Origin of the sequence: Mesorhizobium sp. M0037, from assembly GCF_040323635.1 — a bacterium.
In the GTDB taxonomy this organism is placed as follows: Bacteria; Pseudomonadota; Alphaproteobacteria; order Rhizobiales; family Rhizobiaceae; genus Mesorhizobium.
On record NZ_JAMYVB010000001.1, the window covers coordinates 755,291 to 782,038 of the forward strand.

Annotated in this window: 21 protein-coding genes and 1 pseudogene; 9 read left to right on the top strand and 13 right to left on the bottom strand. The window is 63.3% G+C overall.

Features of this window, described 5'->3' with window-relative positions; translation table 11 throughout:
* Positions 1 to 33: 33 nt before the first annotated feature.
* Positions 34 to 1,455, bottom strand: coding sequence for a glutamate--tRNA ligase (gene gltX / locus NKJ78_RS03960; protein ID WP_352459334.1), 1,422 nt, complete (start codon positions 1,453 to 1,455; stop codon positions 34 to 36).
* 462 nt (positions 1,456 to 1,917) lie between these two features.
* Here gltX and arr point away from each other — a divergent pair, with 462 nt between their 5' ends.
* The gene (arr, locus tag NKJ78_RS03965) at positions 1,918 to 2,334 is read left to right on the top strand and encodes an NAD(+)--rifampin ADP-ribosyltransferase (protein WP_023696562.1); all 417 of its coding nucleotides are present in this window, start codon (positions 1,918 to 1,920) and stop codon (positions 2,332 to 2,334) included.
* A 106-nt stretch (positions 2,335 to 2,440) separates the two neighbouring features.
* Positions 2,441 to 4,896 (top strand): annotated as a pseudogene (locus NKJ78_RS03970) (ComEC/Rec2 family competence protein).
* Here the strand turns inward: NKJ78_RS03970 and lexA are convergent.
* The gene (gene lexA / locus NKJ78_RS03975; protein ID WP_023671041.1) at positions 4,890 to 5,672 is read right to left on the bottom strand and encodes a transcriptional repressor LexA; all 783 of its coding nucleotides are present in this window, start codon (positions 5,670 to 5,672) and stop codon (positions 4,890 to 4,892) included. The pseudogene NKJ78_RS03970 and the gene lexA overlap by 7 nt on opposite strands.
* A gap of 205 nt (positions 5,673 to 5,877) precedes the next feature.
* Positions 5,878 to 6,642 (bottom strand): GntR family transcriptional regulator, encoded by a 765-nt coding sequence (locus NKJ78_RS03980; RefSeq protein ID WP_023684704.1) that lies wholly within the window; start codon positions 6,640 to 6,642, stop codon positions 5,878 to 5,880.
* A gap of 168 nt (positions 6,643 to 6,810) precedes the next feature.
* Here NKJ78_RS03980 and kynU point away from each other — a divergent pair, with 168 nt between their 5' ends.
* Entirely contained in the window at positions 6,811 to 8,058 is a 1,248-nt protein-coding gene (gene kynU / locus NKJ78_RS03985) for a kynureninase (RefSeq protein WP_023684705.1), read from the top strand.
* 105 nt (positions 8,059 to 8,163) lie between these two features.
* On the opposite strand, the gene kynA is transcribed toward kynU, so the two are convergent.
* Positions 8,164 to 9,000, bottom strand: coding sequence for a tryptophan 2,3-dioxygenase (gene kynA / locus NKJ78_RS03990; protein WP_031204220.1), 837 nt, complete (start codon positions 8,998 to 9,000; stop codon positions 8,164 to 8,166).
* The gene (locus NKJ78_RS03995) at positions 8,997 to 10,622 is read right to left on the bottom strand and encodes an AMP-binding protein (RefSeq protein WP_352562367.1); all 1,626 of its coding nucleotides are present in this window, start codon (positions 10,620 to 10,622) and stop codon (positions 8,997 to 8,999) included. Before NKJ78_RS03995 ends, kynA begins: the two co-directional genes overlap by 4 nt.
* Positions 10,623 to 10,788: 166 nt before the next feature.
* Between NKJ78_RS03995 and NKJ78_RS04000 the strand changes: the two genes are divergently transcribed.
* On the top strand, positions 10,789 to 11,619 hold the full coding sequence (locus NKJ78_RS04000; protein ID WP_023693453.1) for a hormone-sensitive lipase: 831 nt from the start codon (positions 10,789 to 10,791) through the stop codon (positions 11,617 to 11,619).
* A 45-nt stretch (positions 11,620 to 11,664) separates the two neighbouring features.
* Here the strand turns inward: NKJ78_RS04000 and NKJ78_RS04005 are convergent, their stop codons facing one another.
* Genes NKJ78_RS04005 through NKJ78_RS04025 form a run of 5 tightly spaced genes read right to left on the bottom strand, consistent with a single transcriptional unit; the run spans position 11,665 to position 17,109 of the window.
* On the bottom strand, positions 11,665 to 12,870 hold the full coding sequence (locus NKJ78_RS04005) for a molybdopterin molybdotransferase MoeA (RefSeq protein WP_023693454.1): 1,206 nt from the start codon (positions 12,868 to 12,870) through the stop codon (positions 11,665 to 11,667).
* Entirely contained in the window at positions 12,871 to 13,353 is a 483-nt protein-coding gene (gene moaC, locus NKJ78_RS04010) for a cyclic pyranopterin monophosphate synthase MoaC (RefSeq protein ID WP_023684710.1), read from the bottom strand.
* Between the two features lie 2 nt (positions 13,354 to 13,355).
* Positions 13,356 to 14,168 (bottom strand): indole-3-glycerol phosphate synthase TrpC, encoded by an 813-nt coding sequence (trpC, locus tag NKJ78_RS04015; protein ID WP_023684711.1) that lies wholly within the window; start codon positions 14,166 to 14,168, stop codon positions 13,356 to 13,358.
* A gap of 3 nt (positions 14,169 to 14,171) precedes the next feature.
* Positions 14,172 to 15,182, bottom strand: a complete 1,011-nt coding sequence (trpD, locus tag NKJ78_RS04020) for an anthranilate phosphoribosyltransferase (RefSeq protein WP_023706241.1) — start codon at positions 15,180 to 15,182, stop codon at positions 14,172 to 14,174.
* 31 nt (positions 15,183 to 15,213) lie between these two features.
* The gene (locus tag NKJ78_RS04025; protein WP_023688560.1) at positions 15,214 to 17,109 is read right to left on the bottom strand and encodes a peptidylprolyl isomerase; all 1,896 of its coding nucleotides are present in this window, start codon (positions 17,107 to 17,109) and stop codon (positions 15,214 to 15,216) included.
* 147 nt (positions 17,110 to 17,256) lie between these two features.
* Between NKJ78_RS04025 and tpiA the strand changes: the two genes are divergently transcribed.
* From tpiA to NKJ78_RS04050, 5 genes are all read left to right on the top strand, one after another.
* The gene (tpiA, locus tag NKJ78_RS04030) at positions 17,257 to 18,027 is read left to right on the top strand and encodes a triose-phosphate isomerase (RefSeq protein ID WP_352459332.1); all 771 of its coding nucleotides are present in this window, start codon (positions 17,257 to 17,259) and stop codon (positions 18,025 to 18,027) included.
* A 196-nt stretch (positions 18,028 to 18,223) separates the two neighbouring features.
* Complete coding sequence (secG, locus tag NKJ78_RS04035) at positions 18,224 to 18,712, top strand: preprotein translocase subunit SecG (protein WP_023738726.1); 489 nt, start codon at positions 18,224 to 18,226, stop codon at positions 18,710 to 18,712.
* Between the two features lie 201 nt (positions 18,713 to 18,913).
* Entirely contained in the window at positions 18,914 to 20,032 is a 1,119-nt protein-coding gene (locus tag NKJ78_RS04040; protein WP_023738727.1) for a L,D-transpeptidase, read from the top strand.
* Positions 20,033 to 20,186: 154 nt separating this feature from the next.
* On the top strand, positions 20,187 to 21,824 hold the full coding sequence (pyrG, locus tag NKJ78_RS04045; protein ID WP_084014310.1) for a CTP synthase: 1,638 nt from the start codon (positions 20,187 to 20,189) through the stop codon (positions 21,822 to 21,824).
* Positions 21,825 to 21,848: 24 nt separating this feature from the next.
* Complete coding sequence (locus NKJ78_RS04050) at positions 21,849 to 22,394, top strand: DUF1697 domain-containing protein (RefSeq protein WP_023738729.1); 546 nt, start codon at positions 21,849 to 21,851, stop codon at positions 22,392 to 22,394.
* Positions 22,395 to 22,518: 124 nt separating this feature from the next.
* Here the strand turns inward: NKJ78_RS04050 and NKJ78_RS04055 are convergent, their stop codons facing one another.
* From NKJ78_RS04055 to NKJ78_RS04065, 3 genes are all read right to left on the bottom strand, one after another.
* Positions 22,519 to 23,976 carry an NCS1 family nucleobase:cation symporter-1 gene (locus tag NKJ78_RS04055; RefSeq protein ID WP_023688556.1) on the bottom strand — a complete coding sequence of 486 codons (1,458 nt, stop codon included), beginning with the start codon at positions 23,974 to 23,976 and terminating at the stop codon, positions 22,519 to 22,521.
* A 200-nt stretch (positions 23,977 to 24,176) separates the two neighbouring features.
* Positions 24,177 to 24,965 carry a trehalose-phosphatase gene (otsB, locus tag NKJ78_RS04060; protein ID WP_031253400.1) on the bottom strand — a complete coding sequence of 263 codons (789 nt, stop codon included), beginning with the start codon at positions 24,963 to 24,965 and terminating at the stop codon, positions 24,177 to 24,179.
* Entirely contained in the window at positions 24,962 to 26,743 is a 1,782-nt protein-coding gene (locus NKJ78_RS04065; RefSeq protein ID WP_352459331.1) for an alpha,alpha-trehalose-phosphate synthase (UDP-forming), read from the bottom strand. The genes otsB and NKJ78_RS04065 overlap by 4 nt, the downstream gene beginning before the upstream one ends.
* Positions 26,744 to 26,748 lie beyond the last annotated feature (5 nt).

A 26,748-nucleotide genomic window follows, 5' to 3' on the forward strand; every position in this document is an offset into this window, starting at 1 on the left:
TTTCAATGCCAATCTTTTTGGGCCAGCTCGCTCCTAATCGATTTGATCCGCAATCCGGGCCAGGCTTTCCTCGCGGCCAAGCACGGCAAGCACGTCGAACACGCCGGGCGAGGTGCTACGGCCGGTCAGGGCCGCCCGGAGCGGTTGGGCCACGGCGCCGAGCTTGTGGCCGCCGGCCGTTGCGAACTCGCGCACCGCGGCTTCAGCCGCGGCAGCCGACCAATCGCCCGAAACAGTCTGCAAAGCGGCATGTGCGCCGCGCAGGATCGCGCGCGCGTCGGCACTGAGCAGTGCTGCCGCCTTCTCGTCGATCGGCAGCGGCCGCTCGACGAACAGGAAGGCCGCGCCATCGGCCAGTTCCACCAGCGTCTTGGCGCGCTCTTTCAGGCCCGGCAAGGCGGCCAGCAGCTGCGCCTTCCTGGCGTCGTCGAGACGGGCGGCGATAGCAGATCCGCTTTCCAGGTATGGCAGAGTGGCGACGAAAATGTCGAACAGCTCGGTATCGGCCATCTTGCGCATATGCGCGCCGTTGATTGACTCGAGCTTGGCGAAGTCGAAGCGCGCCGCACCCTTGTTGACATCGCCGATGTCGAACCACGAAATCATGTCCTTGATCGACATGATCTCGTCGTCGCCATGGCTCCAGCCGAGCCGCGCCAGATAGTTGAGCAGTGCCTCGGGCAGATAGCCCATGGCGCGATAAGCCTCGACACCGAGTGCGCCGTGCCGCTTCGACAGCTTGGCGCCGTCGGCGCCGTGGATCAGCGGGATATGCGACATCGACGGGACGTCCCAGCCCATGGCGTTGTAGATCACCGTCTGGCGCGCGGCGTTGGTCAGATGGTCGTCGCCACGGATGATGTGAGTGACGCCCATGTCATGGTCGTCGACGACGACGGCATGCATGTAGGTCGGATTGCCGTCCGAGCGCAGAATGATGAAATCGTCGAGGTCCTTGTTGGGGAAGCGCACCTCGCCCTGCACACGGTCGTGCACCACGGTTTCGCCCTCGGTCGGCGCCTTGATGCGGATGGCGCCCTTGGCGCCGGGAGCCTCCGAGGGGGCACGATCGCGCCACTGGCCGTTGTAGCGCGGCGGCAGACCCTTGGCGCGTGCGGCCTCGCGCATCGCCTCGAGCTCGGCAGGCGTCTCGTAGCTGTAATAGGCCTTGCCCAGGCGCACCAGCTCCTCGGCCACCTCACGGTGGCGCGGCGCGCGCTCGAACTGCGATATGGCCTCACCGTCCCAGGAAAGGCCGAGCCAGGTCAGCCCATCCAGAATGGCCTGTGTCGCCGCCTCGTTGAAGCGTTCGCGGTCGGTGTCCTCGATGCGCAGCACCATCGTGCCGCCGGTGTGCCTGGCGTACAGCCAGTTGAACAGCGCCGTGCGCGCGCCGCCGATATGCAGATAGCCGGTGGGCGAGGGGGCAAAACGGGTGACGACCGTGTCGGACATGGAATTCTCGGGAACCTTGGAAAGCGGGGCGTGATCGCGCGGACTTTCGCGCTTTGCGCGTTCATGTAGCATAGGGGGTCTGGGGCGCAAGGGGCAGACCCGATGGCTGGACGTGGCCGGGGCACGTCGGCAATTATCGGTTGCGTCAACTGGCGCTGGAGCCTTGTAGCACCAAATCTGTTCGCACCTCCGCGCAACCTCGTTTGGCAGCAGCGTCAATGTCTGGGTTTCATTCGGCTGCAGCGTCCGTCACAGTGCCTGGAACATCGCTGCGACGGTGGTGCCCCCTCTGACGAGCGGACATTTCTTCACGGAGGCGGCACTGCCCGACTACAACGCCGCCGTGACAGCGTTGGCTTGGTCACGCATATTGACCTTTCTGCAATCATTATCGTGAACACCGCAACCTGTGTGCAGTCCGGTCTCGCCACTAAGGAGGCATGATTGAAAGAAGGACTACCGATGACCAGAAACGCCGACCATACGGAGGGTGATCCGTTCTACCATGGTACCCGGGCGGATTTGAAACCCGGGGATCTGCTGAGCGTCGGCCACCCTTCCAATTTCAGAGGTAAACCACTGTCATGGATCTATTTCACCCAGACACTGGAAGCCGCCATCTGGGGAGCAGAGCTTGCAACGGGTGACGGTCGTCAAAGGATTTACATCGTAAAGCCGACGGGGTTTTTTATGGATGACCCTAACCTGACCGATAAAAAATTTCCCGGTAATCCGACGAAATCCTACCGCTCCCGTGATCCGTTACTCATCCTGGGGGAGCTCGCTGAATGGCAGGGTCATACACCCGAACAATTGAAGGCAATGCACGATGGGCTTGCTCGCCTGAGGGCGGAGGGCCGAGATATGATTGAGGATTGAGCGTCCTTGGCGGGTCAATTCCGGCGCGGTGGACGCGACCGCACGGACTTTCGCGCTTTGCGCGTTCATGTAGCATAGGAGGTCTGGGGCGCAAGGGGCAGACCCGATGGCTGGACGTGGCCGGGGCACGAAGGAAGGCGAAGGCGCCGAGGCAAGCGTCAGCGAACGCTCGCTGTTTGCCGATAGTCCCTATGCCGAGCCGCTGCCCCTCGCGCTGCCTGAGCCGCATCCCGGCGTCGCTCCTGCGCTGCCCGGTCACGCGTTGCCGGCGCAAGTCACAGCGCCCGGATCTATCGCCCGTCTGCGCAGACGGCTTCGCCGTCCGTCATGGCCCGCGCTCCGCCGCAGCCTTGCCGTGGCCGCCAACACGGAGCTCGACCGGGGCGTCGCCTTCCTGCTGGTGCCGGTTTTCCTGGCGGCCGGCGTCATCATTTATTTCTCGCTGGCCGGCGAGCCCGGCTTTGCGCAGCCAATCGCCATTGTGGTGCTGGCGACATGTTGCGCTGTCGCCACGCGACCTCGGCCGAGGACGCATCTGTTCTGCATGGCCGCGATGCTGTGCGCGCTCGGCGTCGTCGCCGCCAAAGTCGAGACCTGGCGCGCCGGAACGCAGATGCTCGGCTCCGAGATCCAGACACGGCTGACCGGCCGCGTCGTCAGTCTCGAACAGATGGAGAGCGGGCGCATCAGGCTGACGCTTGACGTGGTTTCGACCGCTTACCCCAAGCTGCGCTACGCCCCGGAGCGGGTCAGGCTCTCGGCGCGGACCGTTCCCGCCGATATGACCGCCGGCTCCCTGATCACCGGCTATGCCAGGCTGTTGCCGCCGACCGGTCCGGTGCGGCCGGAGAGCTACGATTTCTCCTTCGACAGCTATTTCACCGGTATCGGCGGCAGCGGCTTCTTTCTCGGCAATCCGAAAACCATTGCTACGCAGGGACCGCCGCCGCTGACCGCGCGGCTTTCCTCGGCAATCGAGAACGCGCGCGAAAACATTGCCGACCATATCAGGGGCAAGATCGGCGGCGCCGAAGGCGAGATTGCCGCGGCGCTGATTGTCGGCGTGCGCGCCGGCATCCCGGACGAGGTCAACGAAGCGATGCGGCGCACCGGCATCTACCACATCATCTCCATCTCCGGCCTGCATATGGCGCTGGTTGCCGGCACCATCATGGCGTTGCTGCGCGGCGCCTTTGCGCTGTTTCCGGATTTCTCCTCGCGCCGGCCGGTGAAGAAATATGCAGCAGTGGCAGCACTCGTCTCCATCGCCGCCTATCTCGTCATTTCAGGCATCGTGGTGGCTGCCGAGCGCAGTTTCATCATGCTGGCGGTCATGCTTGTCGCCGTGCTGTTTGATCGCGCCGCACTCACCATGCGCAATCTGGCGATCTCCGCCATGGCCGTCATCCTGGTGTCGCCGCACGAGGTGGTCGGTCCCAGCTTCCAGATGTCGTTTGCCGCCACTGCCGCCCTTGTCGGCGCCTATGCCGGCTGGGCCGATTACCGCGCCGACAAGGTGAGAACGCCACCGGCAAAGCGCTCCTTCGTCGGCTTCCTGTCGCGAAAATTCGCGCTGGCCATGGGCGGCCTCGCCATGACCTCGATCATCGCCGGCAGTGCAACCTTGCTGTTCGCCATCTGGCATTTTCAGCGTGTGTCGCCGCTCAGCCTGATCGCCAATCTGGCCGTGATGCCGATTGTATCGTTGATCGTCATGCCGTTTGCCGTGCTCAGCGCGCTGGCGATGCCGTTCGGCGCCGACGGACCGTTCCTCTATGTGATGGGCAAAGGCCTGACGGCGATGATCGCTATATCGGCCTGGATTTCCGAGCGCTCGCCGGTCGACGCCGTCGGGCTGATCTCCATCCGCTCGGTGCTGTTAGTGGCGGTCGCCCTCGTCATCGCCACCATGGCCACCACCTGGCTCAGGTTGGCGGCCGTGCCTTTCGCGCTGGCCGGCCTGTTGACGGTGCCGCAGGTGCTTACGCCAGACGTGCTCATATCCGAGGATGCGCATCTGGTGGCCATGCCGATCGGTGGCGGCGAACTCGCCCTCAACCGCGAACGCTCCAACGAATTCACCACGGACAATTGGAAACGGGCGCTGCGGGCCGAAACCATTATCCCACCTGAGATTTTCGAGGCAACAGATACGCGGTTCGATCTCGATCCGCTCGATCTGACGCCCGGCTCGCCCTTCTATTGCACCGGCGATCTCTGTATCGCCCGGCACCCTTCCGGAGCCATTGTAGCGCTTGCGAAAGACCGCAAGACGGCGCGGCCGGCCTGTGCCTTCGCGAGCCTGATCGTCATCGATGACGCCACCGCCTACAATCCGTGCCGCGACCCGCTGGTGCTGGTCGTGACGAAGAAACAGCTGGCCCGCGACGGCAGCGCCGCCGTCTTCTTCGATCCGCAATCGGCAGCTGCAGCGCCAACCATCCGCTCGCCGTCGACAAGCCGTATCGCCCCTGGCACGAGCAACGCCGCTTCTCCCGCGAAGCGCGCGGCCTGCCGCCTTACAACCAGCGTGAAAAGTACAAACCCAAGCCGGCTCAGTAGCGCCGGATCAATCCGACAAGCTTGCCCTGCACCTTCACCCTGTCCGGTCCAAAAATGCGGGTCTCGTAGGCCGGGTTGGCGGCTTCCAGGGCGATCGAGGCGCCCTTGCGGCGGAAGCGTTTCAGGGTCGCTTCCTCATCGTCGACCAACGCCACCACGATCTCGCCGGGGCTGGCTGTGTCGGCATTGCGGATGATGACCGTGTCGCCATCGAAAATGCCGGCCTCGATCATCGAATCGCCCTTGACCTCGAGCGCGTAGTGTTCGCCGCCCATGATCATATCGGGCGGCACCGAGATCGAATGGGTCTGATGCTGGATGGCGTCGATCGGCACGCCGGCGGCGATGCGTCCCATAACCGGGATTGAAATCGCGGAAACGGCATCGTCATTGCCGGCCGACATCGAACGCGACGGCGAGCCCGGCTTGATCTGGCGGCCGAGACCGCCTTGGCCCAACGCGCCTTGTCCTTGGCCGCCTTGCCCTTGGCCGGTTTGACCAAGACTGCCCTGAATGATGCTCGGCGAAAACTTCCTCGCCGCATTGAGGCCTGGTGCGATCGAGTCGGGCAGCCGCAGCACTTCCAGCGCGCGCGCCCGGTTCGGCAGCCGGCGAATGAAACCGCGCTCCTCAAGCGCCGTGATCAGGCGGTGGATGCCGGACTTGGAGGCGAGGTCGAGCGCTTCCTTCATCTCGTCGAAGGACGGCGGGATTCCGCTCTCCTTCAGGCGTTCATGGATGAACATCAGAAGCTCATGTTGTTTGCGCGTCAGCATCGCGGCCCCCAAGGGTTCTGAAACCAGAATCAGAAAAAACAAACCCAGAACAAACACTATCTGTTCCAGTTGTGTTCCGCAACCTTTTAAAGTTTAATGAATGTGTTGACGTTTTGTTCAGCGTAACGTTCGGCGCTGCGAGCGCCGCCTGCGCCCAGTTGCCAGCAACGGGGTGAAACGAAGACAAAGTGCCCTGCGTCGTCGGCTACGATCGCCGCTTCCTTTTCGGACGGGGCTGCGCAGCATCCGCGCGGGGTTCTCTCTGGGCATAGACCCGCAGCGTGTAGCCGATGTGAGCGGTCATCAGAGTTTTCGCACGTTCGACGTCGCGATCGAGGGCCGCTTCCATCAGGGCGGTATGGTGTTCGATCGCCACGGCGTCGCGCAGGGCCGCCACGGCCTTCCGGTGTCCGTCCGTGCGGCCGGCGGCGGCGCGCAGCGTCGGGGCCAGACCCAGAAAGCGGTGATGGCGATGCAATTGGTCGGAAATCGTTGCATTGAAGCGCAGCAGCCAGCTGGATGTCGCGGCACTGAGCAGCGCCGCATGGAAGGCATCGTGTTTTTCGTACCACGCGTCGACCGCATCATCCGATGGATCGTCGAGAACAGACCCGCACCGTGAGAGACGATAGTGGGCGGCAACGACCGCGTCTTCCCACTCACGGTCGCCCTTCTCGATCGATTCCACCAGCAGGGGCAGTTCGACCACCAGCCGCGCACGCGCCAAATCCTCGAGCTCCGCCCGAGAGACGGGAGCGACCGCAAACCCGCGGTTGCTGATGGCGGTCACAAGCCGTTCCGCCTCCAGCCGCGACAGCGCCTCGCGCAACGGCGTCCAGCCGATGCCGTAGGTGTTGCGCAGCGTGCTCAGCTTCAACGGCGCGGCAGGCGCCAGCCGGGTCGCAAGAATATCGCGCCTGAGCAGGCGATAGGCCACTTCCGTCTTCGAGGTCTGCTCGTCATCCAGCATCGTGATCCATCAGACATAAACGCTCGGGCGGATCATTATATATCAAAGCCTTTCAGTGGGTGAATTATATATAATGTTTGACAGTTCAAGGGCGACCACTCAAGATCGCCGGCATGTTTGGGCGGCAGGCTCCGCCGCGCGCGTTTGTCCATGGAGGGGCGCCGGATCATGAGCACGACACCCGATCTCGCTACAATCGAAGCAATGGATGCCGCCGATCCGCTGCGCTCCATGCGTGAACGCTTTGTCTTGCCGCAAGGCGTGATTTATCTCGACGGCAATTCCCTGGGCGCCGCGTCAGCGGTCGTCTTCAGCGAACTGCAGCAGGCCGCCACGCAGGAATGGGCGCACGACCTCATTCGCGCCTGGAACACCGCCGGCTGGTTCAACATGCCGGTGGAACTCGGAGATCAGCTCGGGCGACTGATCGGCGCGGCTGATGGGCAGACGGTGGTCTGCGACACAACCTCGATCAACATCTACAAGCTGCTGCACGCAGCGCTCGGCATGCGGCCGGATCGGTCGGTCATCGTTGCCGAGGGCGACAGTTTCCCGACCGACCTCTACATGGCCGAAGGCGTCGCCTCGACCCGGCCGGGAACGCGGCTGCGGCTGGAGGGCGTCGACGCGGCCGCAATCGAGGAGCTGATCGACGACAGCGTTGCCGTCATCCTGGTCAACCACGTCAACTACAAATCCGGCCAGTTGCGCGACATGGCGGCGCTGACGCGCAAGGCACATGACGCCGGCGCGCTGATCATCTGGGATCTCTGCCACACGGCCGGCGCCTTGCCGGTCGAACTTGACCGTGCCAATGCCGATTTCGCCGTCGGCTGCACCTACAAATACCTCAATGGCGGCCCGGGCTCGCCAGCCTTCATCTACGCGGCCGAGCGCCACCATGACGATGCCCACCAGCCGCTCAGCGGCTGGTGGGGCCATGCGCGGCCCTTTGCCTTCGAGCAGGGCTTTGCCGTCGGCAGCGGCATTCGCCGCTTCCTGTGCGGAACGCAGCCGGTGCTGTCGATGCGGGCGCTCAAGGGCGCGCTCGATATCTGGAACGACGTCGATATGGCGGCGGTGCGCAGAAAAAGCATCGCGCTGACCGACCTGTTTATCCAGCTCGTCGAAGCCAGATGCGGCGCCTACCGGCTTGAACTGGAAAGTCCTCGCGACGGCAGCCAGCGCGGCAGCCAGGTGTCGTTCCTCCATCCGCATGGCTATCAGGTGATGCGCGCGCTGATCGAGCGCGGCGTGATCGGCGATTTCCGGGCGCCGTCGACCATCCGTTTCGGCTTCACGCCGCTCTATGTCGGATATGGCGATGTCTGGCAGGCGGTCGAAGTCCTGGAGGATATTCTGCGCACCGGCGCCTGGCAGGACGCCCGCTTCGCGGTGAAGACCGCGGTTACGTGAGAAACCAGAGCAATTTCAGGAAAAGTGTGAAGCGGTTTTCCGTCCGAAATTGCGTCAATCAAAGAGCTAGAGCATTTCGCCGTTTCCGTTAAACGGTGAAATGCTCTAGAGCCGGGTGCGGACCGTCCAGAGCTCCGGAAACAGCACGACCTCCAGCATCTTCTTCAGATAGGAGGCGCCTGAGGTGCCGCCGGTGCCGCGCTTCAAGCCGATGATGCGCTCGACCGTTGTGACGTGGTTGAAGCGCCAGCGGCGGAAGTAATCCTCGAAGTCGACCAGCTTCTCGGCCAGTTCGTAGAGCATCCAGTAGCGCTGCGGGTCGCGGTAGACGGTTTGCCAGGCAGCCAGCACGTCTTCGTTCTCACCGCGCGTCTCGCGCCAGTCCGTGCGCCCGGCATCGGCGCCGATGTCGAAGCCATTGCGCGCCAAAAGCAGAAGCGCCTCGTCGTAGAGCGACGGCGTGGCCAGGATCGCTTCCAGCCTGTCCGTAAGGTCGCGCCGGTGCTTGTGCGGCCCGAGCATGGCTAGGTTGCGGTTGCCGGCCATGAACTCGATGGCGCGGTACTGCCAGGACTGGAAGCCCGAGGATTGGCCGAGCGCGTCGCGAAACTCGGTGTATTCGCTGGGCGTCATCGTGCGCAGCACGTCCCAGGCATTGTTGAGCTGCTCGAAGATGCGCGCGACACGCGACAGCATCTTGAAGCTCGGTTCGAGGCGGTCGGCGCGGATCGAGAGGATCGCGGCGCCGATCTCGTGGAGGGCCAGTTTCATCCACAATTCGGATGTCTGATGCTGGATGATGAACAGCATCTCGTCATGGGCAGAAGACAGCGGCGCCTGCGTATCGAGCACCTTGTCCAGCTGCAGATAGTCGCTGTAGGACATCCGCTCCTTGAACGACATCTGCGCGCCATCGGACGCCGGATCGTGCGGCTTAATCAATTGATCTTCTCCGCGCGCAACCGGAAGCGCTGGATCTTGCCGGTCTGGGTTTTGGGCAAGGCGTCGATGAACTTCACCGAACGCGGATATTTGTAGGGCGCGATCGTTGCTTTGACGTGGTCCTGCAGGCGTTTGACGGTCAATGCGTCCGGCGAAACACCTTGCACAAGCACGATATGCGCCTCGACGATCTGGCCGCGTTCACCGTCCTCGGCGCCGGTCACCGCGCATTCGGCGACGTCGGGATGCGAGAGCAGCGCCGCTTCGACCTCGGGGCCGGCGATGTTGTAGCCGGCGCTGACGATCATGTCGTCGGAACGCGCGGCGAAGTGGAAGAAGCCATCCTCGTCCTGCGTGAACGTATCGCCGGTGAGATTCCAGCCGTCGCGGACATAGTCCTTTTGCCTGGCATCGGCCATGTAGCGGCAGCCGGTCGGGCCGCGCACCGCCAGCCGGCCAGTAGAGCCGCGCGGCAACTCCCGCATCTCGTCATCGACGATGCGTGCCTGATAGCCGCCGACGGGTTTGCCGGTGGAGGCCGGCTTCATGTCGTCGAAGCGGTTGGAGATGAAGATATGCAGCATCTCGGTGGCGCCGATCCCATCGAGGATCGGCTTGCCGGTCTTCTCAGTCCATTCCTCGAAGACAGGCGCCGGCAGCGTCTCGCCCGCCGAAACCGCGACGCGCAGCGAGGACAAGTCAGCGCCTTGATCCATGGCCTTGAGCATGGCCCGATAGGCGGTTGGAGCGGTGAAGGAAATGGTCGCTTTGTAGGTCTCGATGATGTGGATCATGTTGGGTGGCGTCGCCTGTTCCAGCAGCGTCGCCGCGGCGCCGAAGCGCAGCGGGAAGATGGCGAGCCCGCCAAGACCGAAGGTAAAGGCAAGGGGCGGGGAGCCGACGAAGATGTCGTCGGGCGTCACCTCCAGGATTTCGCGGGCATAGGCGTCGGCGACGATCAGCAGGTCGCGGTGGAAATGCATCGTCGCCTTCGGCACGCCGGTGGTGCCGGAGGTGAAGCCGAGCAGCGCGACATCGTCGCGGCCGGTGTTGACGGCAGTGAAGGTGACCGGCTTGTCGAGGGCGGCTCGGTCGAGTTCCGCGTCATGGTTGGCCGTGCCGTCGAAGCCAATGACCTGCTTGAGATACGCATTGCCCTTGGCGCAGGCGGTCATCTCGTCCATCAGCCTTGTATCGCAAAGCGCAACCGTGATTTCCGCCTTGTCGACGATCTTGGCGAGTTCGCCGGCGCGCAGCATCGGCATGGTGTTGACGACCACCGCGCCAACCTTGGTGGCGGCCAGCCAGCAGGCGACCATGGCCGGGTTGTTGGCCGAGCGGATCAGCACCCGGTTGCCCGGCTTGACGCCATAATTCTCGACCAGGGCATGGGCGAGCCTGTTGGTCCAGTCGGACAGTTCCTTGTAGGTGCGGCGGCGGCCATTGCCGATCAGCGCGGTGTGGTCGCCGAACCCTTTTTCGACCAGCCTGTCGGCCAATTCGACGCCGGCATTTATGTGGTCGGGATAGTCGAAGCCGTCGAGCAAAAACTCCGGCCATTGCTCCGGCGGCGGCAGGTTGTCACGCGTGAATGTGTCGATATGCGCTGATGGCCCAAGCATTTTCGGCTGCCCCTGTCTGCCTCGCGCCCATGGCTGAACAAGGCGCAGGATCGCACCAGTCGAAATTTGTTTCAAGCCTAAAATGTTTTTAGGTCGCAGCATTGACGCCGCCCTGTTCGGCGGCCATTCCTGTCGACTGAACTGAAGCCATCCGGGAGGGATGCAGATGCTCGAACATCGTGTTGCCGATTGGGACAATGCCTACGCCAACGGCGACAACATTGCCGGCAGCAATCGCTGGCCGGCCGCATGGGACACACCGGCACAGGCTTTTCGCGACACAATGTCGGCGTCCGGTCGGGCCAAGCTCGACATCGCCTATGGCGACAGCCCGCGCAACAGGCTCGATCTGTTCCTTCCCGATGTCATGCCCAAAGGGCTCGTCGTCTTCATCCATGGCGGTTACTGGAAGGCGTTCGACAACAAGCCATGGTCGCATCTGGCCAACGGCGCGGTTGCCAATGGCTTTGCCGTGGCAATGCCGACTTACACGCTTTGTCCCGACATACGCATTTCCGGCATCGTCAGGGAAATCGCGGCGGCGATCGGCAAGGCGGCGACGATGGTCGGCGGGCCGGTGATCCTGACCGGGCATTCCGCCGGCGGCCATCTCGCCTCCAGGATGGTGACGACAACGACGCCTCTGGCCGCCGATGTGGCCGGCCGCATACGCAATGTCGTCTCGATCTCCGGGGTTCATGATCTGCGGCCGATCATGCGGACGGGGATGAACGCGACACTGGCCATCGATGAAGCGGAAGCACTGGCCGAAAGCCCGGTTCTGCTGCGCCCCATGCAGGGCGCGCGCATCACCTGCTGGGCCGGCGGCGGCGAGCGGGCGGAGTTCCTGCGCCAGAATGCGCTGCTTGCCAACATCTGGATCGGCCTCGGCGCCACGACCAGCACAGTGGTCGAGCCGGACCGGCATCATTTCAGCATCGTCGACGGGCTTGCCGATCCGACACATCCGCTGACGCGGACATTGCTGGCGGAGTAACAACCAGTCTTATCTCCTGGAATTAACGGCTTGGATCCGCGACCTTCAGCGCAACATCAGAACGCTGCAAGCAGCGCCTGCTTCTGCCGCCGGAGCGAAGGGCTCGCGCACGATCAGGCCGGTGGCGTCGGCCAGCATTCTCAGCATCGAGGAATCCTGGATGCCGAACGGCGTCGCCACCAATGCGCCGGCTTCTTCCCGGACCACGGCGCGCACATAGTCTTGCCTTAGATCATTGGCCGGCATCGCGGCGCCAAGCTGAGCCTGGCGGATGTCCTGCCGGTGGGGACGGCCGCCGAGCTGCGCCAACAGCGGCTTCAGGAACAATTGCGAGCAGACCAGGCTCGCCACCGGATTGCCGGGCAGGCCGATGCACCTGATATCGCCCAGCCGCCCGAACATCAGCGGCTTGCCCGGGCGCATGGCGAGCTTCCAGAAGTCGAGGTTCATGCCTTCGCCGGTCAGCACGTCATGGACGAGATCATGGTCGCCGACCGAGGCGCCGCCGAGCGTGACGATGACGTCGGCTTTCGCATCGACCGCCTTTTTCACCAGCGCCGCGATCGCTTCCTTGCGATCGGCCGCTATACCGAGATCGAGCGCGCGAGCGCCGACCGACTGCGCCACAGCAGCGACGCCATAGGCGTTGGACGAGATGATCTGGTCGGGGCCAGGTTCGCTACCCGGTGGCAGCAATTCGTCGCCGGTGGCGATGATGGCGACCAGCGGCCGTTGCACCACGTTCAACCGGGGATGATTGGCCGACGCCGCCAGCGACAATGCAGCCGGATCGAGCACGCGGCCTTTCTCCAGCAGCACGTCGCCTTGGGCAAAATCCAGTCCAAGGCGGCGGATGTTACGGTTCTTCGCCGTCGGTTCGGTGACCTCGATCCGGCCACCGCCGAGATCGCGGACATTCTCCTGGATGACGATGGTGTCTGCGCCTTCCGGCAGCGGCGCGCCGGTGAAGATGCGCACAGCTTCCGCCTTACCTACAGCGCCGTCAAAGCCTCGCCCTGCAGGCGCCTTGCCGATCACCGAAAGCCTCGCCGGGAGGGTCGCCACATCCCGCGCCCGTGCGGCATAGCCGTCCATGGCAGATGCATTGAAAGGCGGCTGGGTACGCAGCGCCACGACCGGCTCCGCCAGCACCCGGCCGGCCGAATCCGCCAGCGCGACGCTTTCACCGGGCAACGCCACAGCGCCGTCGAGTAGGCGTTGAAGCGCCTCGGCGACCGGAACCAGCGCCATTTACGAACCCGCCTTGTAGTCGCCGGACTTGCCGCCGGTCTTTTCCACCAGCTTTATACCGGAAATCACCATGGCGCGGTCGACCGCCTTGGCCATGTCGTAAATGGTCAGGCACGCGACAGATGCCGCGGTCAGCGCCTCCATCTCGACCCCGGTCTTGCCGGTGACGCGGGCGAGCGCGGTGACCCTGAGGCCGGGCAGCGTGGTGTCCGGTTCGATGTCGACCGACACCTTGGTCAAAAGCAGCGGATGGCAGAGTGGGATCAGCTCATGCGTCTTCTTGGCAGCCATGATGCCGGCAATGCGCGCGGTACCCAGCACATCGCCCTTCTTGGCGTCGCCGTCGAGGATCATCTTCAGGGTTTCGGCCCGCATCGAGACAAAGCCCTCGGCGACCGCCGTGCGCGTCGTCTCCGCCTTCTCGCCGACATCGACCATGTTGGCCTCGCCCTTGGCGCCGAGATGGGTGAGGGCGGCTGCCATCCTCAGATGGCCTCTGCTTTCGCCTTGCCTGTCAAAAGCAGCCGCGTTGCCGCAGCGACATCCTCTTGCCGCATCAGGCTCTCGCCGACGAGGAAGGTGCTGATGCCGGTCTTTTGCATCCTGAAGCAATCGTCGTGGGTGAAAATTCCGCTCTCGCTGACCAGCAATCGGCCGCCCGGCACCATCGATGCCAGCCGTTCCGAGGTCTCGAGGCTGGTCTCGAATGTTCTGAGATTGCGGTTGTTGATGCCGATCAGCTGCGACGAGAGTTTTACCGCGCGCTGCGTCTCGGCCTCGTCATGCACCTCGATCAGCGCGTCCATGCCGAGTTCGAACGCGGTCGCTTCCAATTCGCTCGCCAAGGCATCATCGACGCTGGCCATGATGATCAGGATGGCATCGGCGCCCCATGCGCGAGCCTCGTAGACCTGGTAAGGGTCGAACAGGAAATCCTTGCGCAGCGCGGGCAGGGACACTGCCTTCCGTGCATTGGTGAGAAATTCCGGCGCGCCCTGGAAGGATGGCGCATCGGTCAGCACCGAAAGACAGGCGGCACCGCCTTTCTCATAGGCCTGCGCCAGTGCGGGCGGGTCGAAATCGGCACGGATCAAGCCTTTGGATGGGCTTGCCTTTTTGATCTCGGCGATCAGGCCGAAGCTGCCCGATCTGCGCTTCGCCTCAAGCGCCCTCCGAAAGCCACGCGGTGCGTCGGCATCCTTGGCTCGCGCCTTGATCTCGGCCAACGGTATCCGCGCCTTCGCCGCCGCGATCTCGTCGCGCTTGTAGGCCTCGATCTTGCGCAGAATGTCAGCCACGGCTCATCCGTTCGAAATCTCGACCAGCCTGTCGAGCACGCCCAGCGCCCGGCCGCTGTCGATGGCCTGTGTGGCCGCGGCCATGCCGTCGGCAAGCGTCGTCGCCTTGCCGGCCACCACCATGCCGGCGCCGGCGTTCATCAGCACCGTATCGCGATAGGCCCCGGCAGCACCTCTCAGCATGTCGCGCAACGCCGTGGCATTGTAGGCGGCGTCGCCGCCGCGCAACTCGTCCTTGGTGTGGCGCTGCAGGCCGACGGCTTCCGGGGTGAGCCTGAAATGGCGGATCTCGCCGCCGGCCAGTTCCGCCACCTGCGTTTCGCCGGTGGTGGTGATTTCGTCATAGCCATCCCCATGGACCACCCAGGCATGCTCGGTGCCCAACGCCTTCAATGTCTCGGCCACCGGCACGATCCATTCCGGCAGGAACACGCCGACCATCTGCCTGCTGACGCCAGCCGGATTGGACAGCGGTCCGAGCAGGTTGAAGATGGTACGCGTGCCGAGCTCGACGCGGGTCGGGCCGACATGCTTCATCGCAGGGTGGTGCGCCGGCGCGAACATGAAGCCGACGCCGGCCTCCTGGATGCAGCGGCCGATCACCTCTGGCAGGATATCGATCTTGACGCCGAGCGCGACCAGCACATCGGCAGCGCCCGTCAGCGACGACAGGCCGCGATTGCCGTGCTTGGCGACCGGCACGCCGCAGCCGGCAATGACGAAGGCCGAAGCGGTCGAGATGTTGACTGAATGCGAATTGTCGCCGCCCGTGCCGACAATGTCGATGGCGCCTTCAGGAGCTTCGACGCGCAGCATCTTGGCACGCATGGTGGCGACGGCGCCGGAAATCTCGCTCACGGTCTCCCCGCGCACGCGCAACGCCATCAGGAAGCCGCCGATCTGGCCCGGCGTCGCGTCGCCAGACATGATGATGTCGAAAGCTTCGCGCGCTTCCTCGAAGGTAAGCCCGGTTCCCGTGGCGACCTTGGCGATATGGGTCTTCAGGGCGCTCATTGGGCCAAGACGTTCATTGGGCTAAGGCCATTCATTGGGCGAGGGCTTGGGAAACGGCGGCCTGGTCGACGCTGACGGCGTACTGCGTCTGCAACTGCGCCACCAACTGGTCGAGCAGATCGTCGGACATGCCTTGCGTGAAGGATTTTTGCGCATCGTCGGGTACCGAGCTGGCGTCGGCTCCGGCCGGCTCGAACACTTCGGCGACCTTGAACAGGATCTGGCCGTCGCCGGTGGGCGAGGGGATCAGCCCGGTGCCGCCTTCGCCGACCCCGAACATCGCAGCAGCACCCTCCTTGCCGAAATCGACATCGTCGGCCTCGCGCTTCACGCCGCGCTTGGTCTGCTTTTCAAGCTTCAGTTCGCCGGCGATGACGTCGAGTGTGGTGCCAGCCTTGAGGCGCTTGTCGAGTTCGTCTGCTTTCGCGGTCAGCCGCTTGGTCGTTTCCTCTGTCGTCCAGTCCGCCACCACGCGCTGGCGGACTTCGTCCAGCGTGCGGTCGCGAGCCGGCGTGATCGATGTCAGTTCATAGAACACGAAGCCGTTGTTAGGCGTGGTCAGGGCTTGATTCTCGGTGTTGGGCTCGGCCTCGAACACCGCCTTGATCAGGTCCGGCGATGCCGGCAGGTCCTTGATGATGGTGCCGTCCGGCTTGAGGCCGGTGCGGTCTATGGCCTCGACGGTGACGTCCTTGAGCTTCAGTTTGGCGGCGGCTTCGGCCAGCGTGCTGCCGGCGGCGCGGGTGTCTTCGTAGTTGTCGTGCACGTCGAGCAGGATGCGGCTTGCTTCGCCGAGCGCCAGATCCTTTCGGATCTGGTCTGACACTTCCGCCAGCGGCTTCACCGTTTCCGGTTTGATCTCGGTGACGCGCAAAAGCACCGGACCGAACGCGCCCTGGACGACCGGGCTGACTTCGTTGACGGCAAGCGCGAATGCGGCATCGGCGACCGCCTTGTCGGTGATCTTATCCTTGGAGAGCGTGCCGAGCAGCGTGTCGGCCGGGGTCTTGCCCTGCGCGGTGACGATCTTGTCGAAAGTGGCGCCCGTCTTCAGCGAATCGGATGCCGCCTTGGCGGCGTCCGCGGAAGGAAACACCAGCTGTTCGATGGTGCGCATTTCCGGCGTGGTGTAGCGGCCCTTGTTCTTGTTGTAGTCGTCGCTGACCTGCTGGTCCGTTACGGCGCTGACATCCATGATGTCTTCGGGCTCGAGCCGGACATAGGAGAATTTGCGGTATTCTGGCGCCGCGTAGGTTTTCTTGTTGGCCTCGAAATAAGCCTGAAGCACGCTGTCGGATGGCGCCTCGATCGGCTCCACCAACGCCTTTGGCAAGATCAGATAGTCGATGGTGCGGTCTTCGCCGCGATAGAGCGCAACTGCCTTGAAGAAGGTATCCGGAGCCTTGAGCCCGTCCGAAACCGCTTCGACGATCTGCTGGCGCACCGCCACCTGAGCCCGGTTCTTCAGATAATCCTCCGGCCGCATTCCCAGTTCGCGCAGCCGGGATTCGAACAGCCGGCGGTCGAACTGGCCATTCGGGCCCTGGAAGGCGGGTTCCTGCCGCGTCAGTTCGGCCAGCCTGTCCTTGGAGAAGCCAAGCCCGAGCTTGCGCGCCTGTTCGTCGAGGACGGCGCCGGACACCAACTGAGCCAGCACCTGGTTGTCGATGCCATAGGCCTTGGCCTGGTCGCGGCTGATGCGCTGGCCGATCTGCTGCTGCAGCATGGCGATCTGGCGATCATAGGCGAGGCGGTACTCGGTGATCGACACGGTGGTGCTGCCGGCGGTGATCACCGCATGATGGCCAGCCAGGAAGCCGCCCGTCATCCGCGTGGTGACGCCCCAGGCAAGGAAACTCAACACCAGCAGCGACAGCAGGGCTTTCGCGACCCAGGTCCCTGCCGCGCTTCTCAATATACCAAGCATTGTTACTTCCGATTTTTGCGCAGTTTTGCGTGCGCCCGAGTCTGAAACAAGCGCAATAGCGCCCTTCCGGCTCACTGTCGATTGCTTTGTGGCCTGATTTTGATAGGGAGGGCGAGACCCCAATGTCGCCCGGAGAACCAGATCCCCATGACGCCAGGAATTCGACCGCTCGTTGCCGGCAACTGGAAAATGAACGGCACCAGCGCTTCGCTGAACGAGCTCAGGATGATCGGCAACGGCTTCATGAGCGGGCTCGACGCCGAGACCGAAGCATTGGTCTGCGTACCGGCGACCTTGCTGTCGCGCGCCGTCGAAATCCTGTCGCGCACGCCGGTGCGGGCCGGTGGCGAGGACTGCCACATCAAGGAAAGCGGCGCCTTCACCGGCTGTGTCTCAGCCGAGATGCTGAAGGATGCGGGCGCCAGCCACGTCATTGTCGGCCATTCCGAGTGCCGCGAACAGCGCAGCGAGGACGATGCCATCGTCCTCGCCAAGGCCTCGGCGGCGTGGCGGGCAGGGCTCGTCGCCATTATCTGCATCGGCGAGACCAAGGCGGAGCGCGAAGCGGGCACAGCACTCGACGTGTTGTCGCGCCAGATCGCCGGCTCGGTGCCACCGAGCGCAACGCCCGCCAACACCGTTATCGCCTACGAGCCGGTATGGGCTATCGGCACCGGCCTGACGCCGACCGCCGAAGACGTGGCGGAGGCGCACGCGCATATCCGCCAAAAACTGGCGGAAGCGCTCGGCGCAGCCGTGGCCGGCAAGATGCGCATCCTCTATGGCGGCTCGGTCAAGGCGTCCAACGCGGTCGAACTGCTGGGCGTCAAAAACGTCGATGGCGCGCTGGTTGGCGGCGCCAGCTTGAAGGCGTCCGACTTTCTCGCCATCGCCGAGGCATACCAGAATATCGCGTAGGCCCCGGAATCTCGTTGCCGACCAGTTCCGTCATCGACTTATGAACGCAGCAGTTCGGCGGGAATCGTTGCAAAGGGCGCATTGCTTCCCATATTCCGGCCACGGGCTTGGAAATGCCGTTAAAGCATTGTATGGAGCCGCCTCCAAATCACCGGCCCTGATCGCCAGGGAGCGGCAGGGCTTGCCAGGATAAAATATGGAAACCGTACTGATCGTCATCCACCTCATGGTCGTGCTCGCCCTTGTCGGCGTGGTGCTGCTGCAACGCTCCGAAGGCGGTGGTCTCGGCATTGGCGGCGGTTCCGGTTTCATGACCGCGCGTGGCGCCGCCAATGCGCTGACGCGGGCGACGGCGATCCTGGCCGCGGCCTTCTTCGTGACGTCGCTGACACTCTCGATCGTTGCCCGCTATGGCGAAAAACCGATCGACATTCTCGACCGCGTGCCGGCCGACAGCGGCAACGGCGTGCTCAATCAGTTGCCCGGCACGACGGCGCCGACGCCGCCTTCGGGCAACAACGCACCGGCCGCGCCCGCGGCCAACGGCGCCACCACCACGCCGCCCGCCACCACGGCCCCGGCGACGGCTCCATCTCCGGCGACGCCACCTGCAACCGATTCGGCTGCGCCGCCGGCTACCAATGGCGTTACCTTCCCGGTGACACCGCAGGTTCCGAACCAGTAGTCGGTAGCGTCAGATGCCGCGATCTGTTGTTGTTTCAACACAGTCGCGGCAAATGGCACACGATCACGAAGATTCGACCGCACCCCGTGCTTGAGGCCCGTACGCCACTTCGATTATAGATTGCCGGCGGCACTTTCTGCGCCCTTGGGGGGCGCCGGGCGACGCCGTGGGCAACAAGCATTGAACGATCGGATCTTCGCCATGCAGCTTCGCAGCTTCATTTTCATGGGGTTTTGTGCCGTATTCGGCATGAGCTCCGCGGTCTTCGCCGGCACTCCGGCAATGACCTCACCGCAGGCGGTTGGCAAAACCGCTGTCATCAACGTCGCCGCCAAGAGCGATGCGACGCAGCTGAAGCTTCTCAAGAAGAAGAAAAACCCGAGCCCGGATGATCTGGCTCAGATCAGCAAGCTCGAAGACAAGATCGCCGCCGAGAGGGATCTCGCCCGCGTCAAGGCGCTCGAGGCCCGCAAGCTGGCGATGCGCGATGCGGCGAAAGCCAGGGCCGATGCCCAGCGCCAGGCGTTCCTGGCAAGCAAGGGCAAGCCGGTCGTGGTTGCCGACGCCAAGCCAGGCAAGAAGACCACCAAGATCATCGCTCCGGTTGACCCGATCGCGCCGATCGAGCCGATCGAATCGGCTGAACCGCTTCCGGCCGAAGCGATGAATATCGCGCTGACCGGCAACAATGGCGAATTGCGCAGCGAGGCCCCGGGCCAGAAGCCGACGAGTGGCGGGCTGTTCGCCGGCCTGTTCGGCGGCACGTCCTCTGCCTCGTCGATTGCCTATCTCCCCGAGACGCGCGCTCTCGACCAGGCTCTCGCCAAGCGGCAAGCCAAGAAACAGTTCAAGGTGAAGCCGGAATTCGTGCCGCAGGACGTCGAATTCAGCGGCTACGAGCCGGGTACGATCGTCATCGATACCAGCGCGCGCCGCCTCTACCTCGTCGAATCGGCTTTCACCGCCCGCCGCTATGCGATCGCGGTCGGCCGCGAAGGCCTGCAGTTCAAGGGCAAGGTTGCCGTTGGCGACAAGCAGGAATGGCCGCGCTGGATCCCGACGCTCGACATGCAGAAGCGCGAACCCAAGCATTATGGCCAGTACAAGGACGGCATGCCCGGCGGCGGCCAGAACCCGCTCGGCGCCCGCGCCATCTATCTCTACGACGGCAAGAAGGACACGCATCTGCGCATCCACGGCACCATCGCGCCGCAGTCGATCGGAACCAGCGCCTCCAATGGCTGCTTCCGCATGATCAACGAGCACGTCATGGACCTCTACAGCCGCGTCAGGGTCGGCACCAAGGTCGTCATCATCTGACGCTTTCACAAACCTGCCGAAAGGGCCGGCTTTTGCCGGCCCTTTTGTTTTGACCAAAACACCAGTCTCGAACCTCGGGACTATCGCGCCTTCTCTGGAAAAAGCCTCAGCGGCGGTTTTTTCTCTGGCGGAATCAATTCGGCCGCGTTAAGCGATGACTCCCATGGCGCGATATGTATTCATCACAGGCGGCGTGGTTTCCTCACTTGGAAAAGGCATCGCTGCAGCGGCCCTTGGGGCTCTCTTGCAGGCGCGAGGCTATCGCGCACGCATCAAAAAGCTCGATCCCTATCTCAATGTCGATCCCGGAACGATGTCGCCTTACCAGCATGGCGAGGTTTTCGTCACCGATGACGGCGCCGAGACCGATCTCGATCTTGGCCATTACGAGCGCTTCACCGGCCGCTCGGCCAACCAGCAGGACAACATCACCACCGGCCGCATCTACAAGAACATTATCGAGCGCGAACGGCGCGGTGACTATCTCGGCGCCACCGTGCAGGTCATTCCGCATGTCACCGACGAGATCAAGAATTTCGTGCTCGACGGCAATGACGACTATGATTTCGTGCTGTGCGAGATCGGCGGCACGGTTGGCGATATCGAGGCGATGCCGTTTCTCGAGGCGATCCGCCAGCTCGGCAACGATCTGCCGCGCAACAACGCCGTCTATGTCCACCTGACCTTGATGCCTTACATCCCCACGGCCGGCGAGCTGAAGACCAAGCCGACCCAGCATTCGGTCAAGGAACTGCGCGGCATCGGCATCGCGCCCGATATCCTGCTGGTCCGCGCCGACCGCGCCATCCCCAAGGAAGAGCGCAGAAAACTGTCGCTGTTCTGCAATGTGCGCGAGAGCGCCGTCATCCAGGCGCTCGACGTGCCCCACATCTATGACGTGCCGATGGCTTACCACAGGGAAGGGCTCGATTCGGAAGTGCTGGCCGCCTTCGGTATCGATCCGGCTCCGAAGCCGCGTATGGAGCCCTGGCAGGCCGTGTCCAACCGCATCCACAATCCGGAGGGCGAGGTGACGATTGCCATCGTCGGCAAATACACCGGCCTCAAGGATGCCTACAAATCGCTGATCGAGGCTTTGTCGCATGGCGGCATGGCCAACCGCGTCAAGGTCAAGCTCGACTGGATCGAGAGCGAGATTTTCGAGAAGGAAGACCCCACGCCGTGGCTGGAAAAGGTGCATGGCATCCTGGTGCCCGGCGGCTTCGGCGAGCGCGGCTCGGAAGGCAAGATCCTGGCGGCGAAATTCGCCCGCGAGCGCAAGGTGCCGTATTTCGGCATCTGCTTCGGCATGCAGATGGCCTGCATCGAGGCAGCGCGCTCGCTGGCCGGCGTCGAACACGCCTCGTCGACCGAATTCGGTCCGACCGACGAGCCGGTCGTCGGCCTGATGACCGAATGGCTGAAAGGCAACATGCTGGAGAAGCGCCGCGAAACGGGCGATCTCGGCGGCACCATGCGGCTTGGCGCCTATCAGGCTGAACTCGCCGAGGGTTCGAAGATCGCCGACATCTATGGCGACACCCAGATTTCCGAGCGCCATCGCCACCGCTACGAGGTCAATATCGACTACAAGGAGCGGCTCGAAGATTGCGGCCTGGTGTTTGCCGGCATGTCGCCCGACGGCGTGCTGCCGGAAACGGTCGAATACCCCGACCATCCCTGGTTCATCGGCGTCCAGTACCATCCGGAGCTGAAGAGCCGGCCGCTTGAGCCGCATCCCCTGTTCGCCAGCTTCATCTCGGCCGCGGTGGACCAGTCGCGACTGGTGTAGGGCCACGGTGAGGTTTCGCAGTTGATGCAGACCTATGTTGCGCTGCTCTACAGCATTATCCTCGGCGAAGGCCGCCGGGTCGTCATGGCCGACCTCAAGGCGATGGCTGAACAGCTTGGGCTGAAGAACCCGCGCACCCTGGTGGCGACCGGCAATCTGGTCTTCGAGACACGGGCGACTGGCATCGCCAAGCTGGAACAGCGGTTGGAAACGGCCTTCGAAAAAACCTTCGGCCGCAATGTCGTCATCATCGTGCGCACTGCCGAGGATTGGCTGAAACTTGCCGCCGGCAACCCATTCCCGGCCGACTCTGCCGAGGCAGGCGATCAGGTGGCCGTGCGGGTGATGCGCGAGCCAGCACCAGCGGATGGTGTGGCCGCGCTCCAGGCCTATGCCGCCGAGGACGAGAAGGTGGCTTCGGTCGACGGTGACATCTGGGTCGTCTTTTCGCGCCAGCGACCAAGCTCGCGGCTGCTCGCTGCCATGAACCACAAGCGCATGGGCATCGGCACCGCACGCAACTGGAACACGGTGCGGAGGTTGGCTGAGATGGTAGGGAGTAGGGAGTAGGGAGTAGGGAGTAGGGAGTAGGGAGTAGGGAGTAGGGAGTAGGGAGTAGGGAGTAGGGAGTAGGGAGTAGGGGTTATACTATTCCCTACTGACTACTACTACTGACTACTCCCTATCTCTCATTTCACGCCTTCGCCGTCCTGGCCCCTGCGCCAAGGGCGGCGGTGCGAAGGACGTAGTAGATGACCCCTGCAATGCCGACGCCGAAAAACCAGCCATAAACGCCCCACCATGCCGGCAGCAGGTTGGTGAAGTTCGGCAGGACCGAGGAGAAGATGGCGCCGATGCCGGCTGCTATGAAGGCGTTGACGTGCCAGCCGCCCTGGAAGCGGAACTCGCCATCTTCGCGGTACAGTGCCTCGACGTCGACCTCGCCCTTCCGGATCAGATAGTAGTCGACCATCATCACCCCGAAGATCGGCCCCATCGTCGCGCCGATGACGTTGACGAAAGACGCGGCACTGCCTTCCCACGGCGCGAAGGGATAGAGCACCAGCGCGATCACAGCTGCGATATAGCCGCCCTTCTTGAAGTCGATCTGCCGGGGAAAGACATTGGAGAAGTCGAAGGCCGGCGAGACGAAGTTTGCCACCACATTGATGCCGAGCGTCGCCACGGCAAAAGTCAGGGCTGCAAGCGCTGCCAGGAACCAGCTGTCGAATTTCGCCGAGATCTGGTCGGGATGCAGAAGCACTTCGCCATACACGTCGAAGGCAGCGATGGTGGTCACGCCGGCGACCAGCGAGAACAGGATGAGATTGATCGGCAGGCCCCAGATGTTGCCCTTGCGCAGCGATGCCTTGTCTGGGGCATAGCGGGCGAAATCGCAGAAATTGAGATAGAGCGCCGAGAAATAGGTGACCCAGATCGCCGCCACCGCAAACAGCGACGTCCAGGAGCCAGGGGTTCCGGGTACGCCGGCATCCTTTGTCTTGTCGAGCAGCACATCCATCGGGATGTCGCTGGTGAAGGCAAATCTCCCGGATTTTACACAGAGATAGATCGCCAGGATCAACATCATCACCCACACCGCCGGTCCAGCCCAATCCTGGAAGCGGCGCACCGTTTCCATGCCGTTCTGGATGATCAGCAATTGCAGTGCCCAGATGACCACAAAACAGATCACTTCCAGACCCGTGTGGCCGAGGAAATGCGTGTTGGCGTTGAAATCAGCGAACCATTGCGAGCGGATCAGCAACGCCACGATCGCGCCCGATGCCGCTGCCGTCTGCGCGCCGTACCAGAAGCAGGCGACGATGGCGCGCACCAGGGCCGGAATGTTGGCGCCCCAGATGCCGAAGGACGCGCGCGCCAGCACGGGGTAGGGCACGCCGGTCTTCACGCCGGCATAGCCGACCATGTTCATCAGCGCGTAGATGATCAGCGAACCGATGCCGATGGCGATGATGAAATTGACGAAGCCGCCGCAAAACAGGAACAGGCTTGCGGCGAGATAGTAGCCCCAGAGGCTGTGGACGTCCGACGTCCAGACGTTGAAGATCGAGAACGGCCCCCAGTTTCGGACTTTGGCCGGAGCCAAATCCTCATTGTATAGATCGGGTGATGCGCCTTGTATGGTCATTGCGATGTCCTCCCCTTGATGCCGCACGCGCCCTCACGCGTCGACTGCGCAGGTTATGCCTGACGCAGGGGAACCGGCAAGCAATCCATTTGCCGGCTTTGGCCTTAAAGATATTCAATGAGAACAGCGCTTATCGATCGGCTTTTGGCGAAGGTCGGCGCAATCGCGGCGATCTTGATTCGACCCGCAGACGGCAGCGATCAGGACGCTTTGCGGTTGAGGGCCGGTGATGCGTCGAAATTGGCGGCAAGCCAAGCTATCGCGCAGGTGACATCATCGAGCCTGTATTGGGCCACGGTCGGCCCACGCGGCTTGACCCGGATCGAGATGCCGCCGGCCTCGTTGATCGCCTCGAAACCGTTTTCGTCGGCGGTGTCGTCGCCGAGAAAGACCGGCCGCCGTCCGGCAAAGGGCGGGATTGCCATGAAACGCCGCACGGCAGCGCCCTTGGCTGCTTCGAGCGGCATGAGTTCGACGCCGGCGTTGCCCGGGATAACCCGATAGCCCTTGGGAAGCTCGGTCAATGCCTGTTCGACAAGATGCGTTGCCCTGGCCAGCAGATGCGGCGCCGCACGCGTATGGATGGCGAGGATCGGACCCTTGCGCTCGATATGAACAAGGCCGTCATCCAGTTCGGCTTCGATGGCGTCGGCAAGGGCAGCTATATCGGCGGGAGCATCGGCGGTAACGACCGGGCCGTCCGGCGTCAGCCGGTGTTCCAGCCCATAGAGACCGGCAACACGCAGCTTCAACGGATGAAACAGGCGGTCGGCGCCCTCGACCGAGCGGCCGGTGATAAAGGCGACGGCGCCGTGCAGCCGTTTGTCGACGGCGCCGAGGAGGTTGCGCAGTTCGTCGCTCACGGACACGGCGTCGGGGTGCGCGGCGTGCTCCAGCAACGTGCCGTCGATGTCGAGGAAAAGCGCCCATTGTCCTTCCGGCAGGTCGGGTGCGGTTGGCAGGCCCGGTGCTTTCGACAGGCTATTCATGACGCCACCTTCCGCATGCGGTCGAACAGCGAGACGATGTTGGTGTCGGTGTTTGCGGGCCGCTCGGCGACACTTGTCGCTCTTTCGAGGTCGCCGCGTTTGCGCAGGCGCGCCGCATCGAGCAGCATGCTGCCGGCCCAGCGAAAGACATTGTTGTCGCGCACTATTTCCCGCATCGGGCGCATGCGCTCGCGTTGTTCGTCCGGTGACATGGTCAGCGCCTGCAGCAACACCTGGCTCATCATCGCCGCGTCGTAAGGATTGACGATCAGTGCTTCCAGCAGTTCGCGCGACGCGCCGGCAAACGTGCTGAGCAACAGCACGCCCTGTTCGTCGTCACGCGCGGCGACGAATTCCTTGGCTACGAGGTTCATGCCGTCATGCAGGCTGGTGACCATGCAGATGTCGGCGGCGCGATAGATCTCATAGATCTGTTGCTGCGAATGGTGTTCAGCCACCATGACCACGGGCTTGTAGCCGTCATGACCGTAGCGCTGGTTGAGCTCGTTGGCATAACGCAGGCATTCATCGTGCAATTGCTGGTAGGCCGGCAACGTGCCGCGGCTTGGGGCAGCAATCTGCAGGAACACTACCTTGCCGATCCACTCGGGGTGGCGCGTAAACAATTCGTCCAGCGCATGGAAGCGGTCGAGGATGCCCTTGGTGTAGTCCAGGCGCTCGACGCCGACGCACAGCTTGACGTCCGCCGACAGGCCGAACCGCTCACGCAGGCGGGCGCGGCTTTCCTCGACCGGTGGCAGTTTGGCCAGGAGTTCGGCCGGCCATTCGATGGAGATGGGATAGGCGTGCACCAGTGTCGTCCGCCCGCCATACGAGATCGCGGCGTCGGCGCGCTCGATCCGGCTTTCCAGGAACCTGTCTACGCTTTCAGTGAAATTATTGGCATGAAACTGGGTGTGAAAGCCGATGATCGAGCTCCCGAGCAGTCCATCAAGAACGCGTTCGCGCCATGGGCAGATGCTGAACACTTCGGAGTTCGGCCACGGGATGTGCCAGAAGGTGATGATGATCGCCTCCGGCAGGCGCTCGCGGATCATGCGCGGCAGGAGCGCGAAATGGTAATCCTGAACCAGCACGATCGGCCGCTCATTGCGCGCCTCGGCAACCACCATATCGGCGAATTTGCGGTTGACGGCCTCATAGGCCTCCCAGTCCGAGGCACGGAAGACCGGCCGTGTGAAGGCGATATGGCAGAGCGGCCAAAGCCCTTCATTGGCAAAGCCGAGATAATAGCCCTGGTATTCGTCGTCGCTCAGCCACACGCGGCGCAGCGTATAGGACGGATTGTCCGGCGGCACCTGAACCCGATCGTTGCTGTCGACCGTCAGACGATCCGCAGTTCCGCCGCCATAGGCGATCCAGGTGCCGCTGCAGGCGCGGGTGATAGGCTCAAGCGCCGACACCAGGCCGCTGGCCGGCACCAGAAGCTCGACGCCGTCGTCCTTGATGTTGTGGATATAGGGTTCTCGGTTCGAGACGACGATGACCTGCGCGTCCGGCAGGTCGTCGGCAAGTATCTTGCGCAAGGTGTCGGGCGACCAGTTCACCAGCGCCGCGTCGGGAGATTGTCCGTTCTTCTCGAACTCCCGCAAGACCTTGCGCGTCGCTTCCGATGCGACGTCCTCGCCGGCAGTCGGTGCAACCGTCAAGCTATGGCTACGACGTTGCCTGGAGATCGATAACATAACGGCTAGAATCGAAAGGCCAAGGCTTGCAAGGATCAAGACCCAGAGCAGGGCCATGCCATAATCAGTCATTCCAA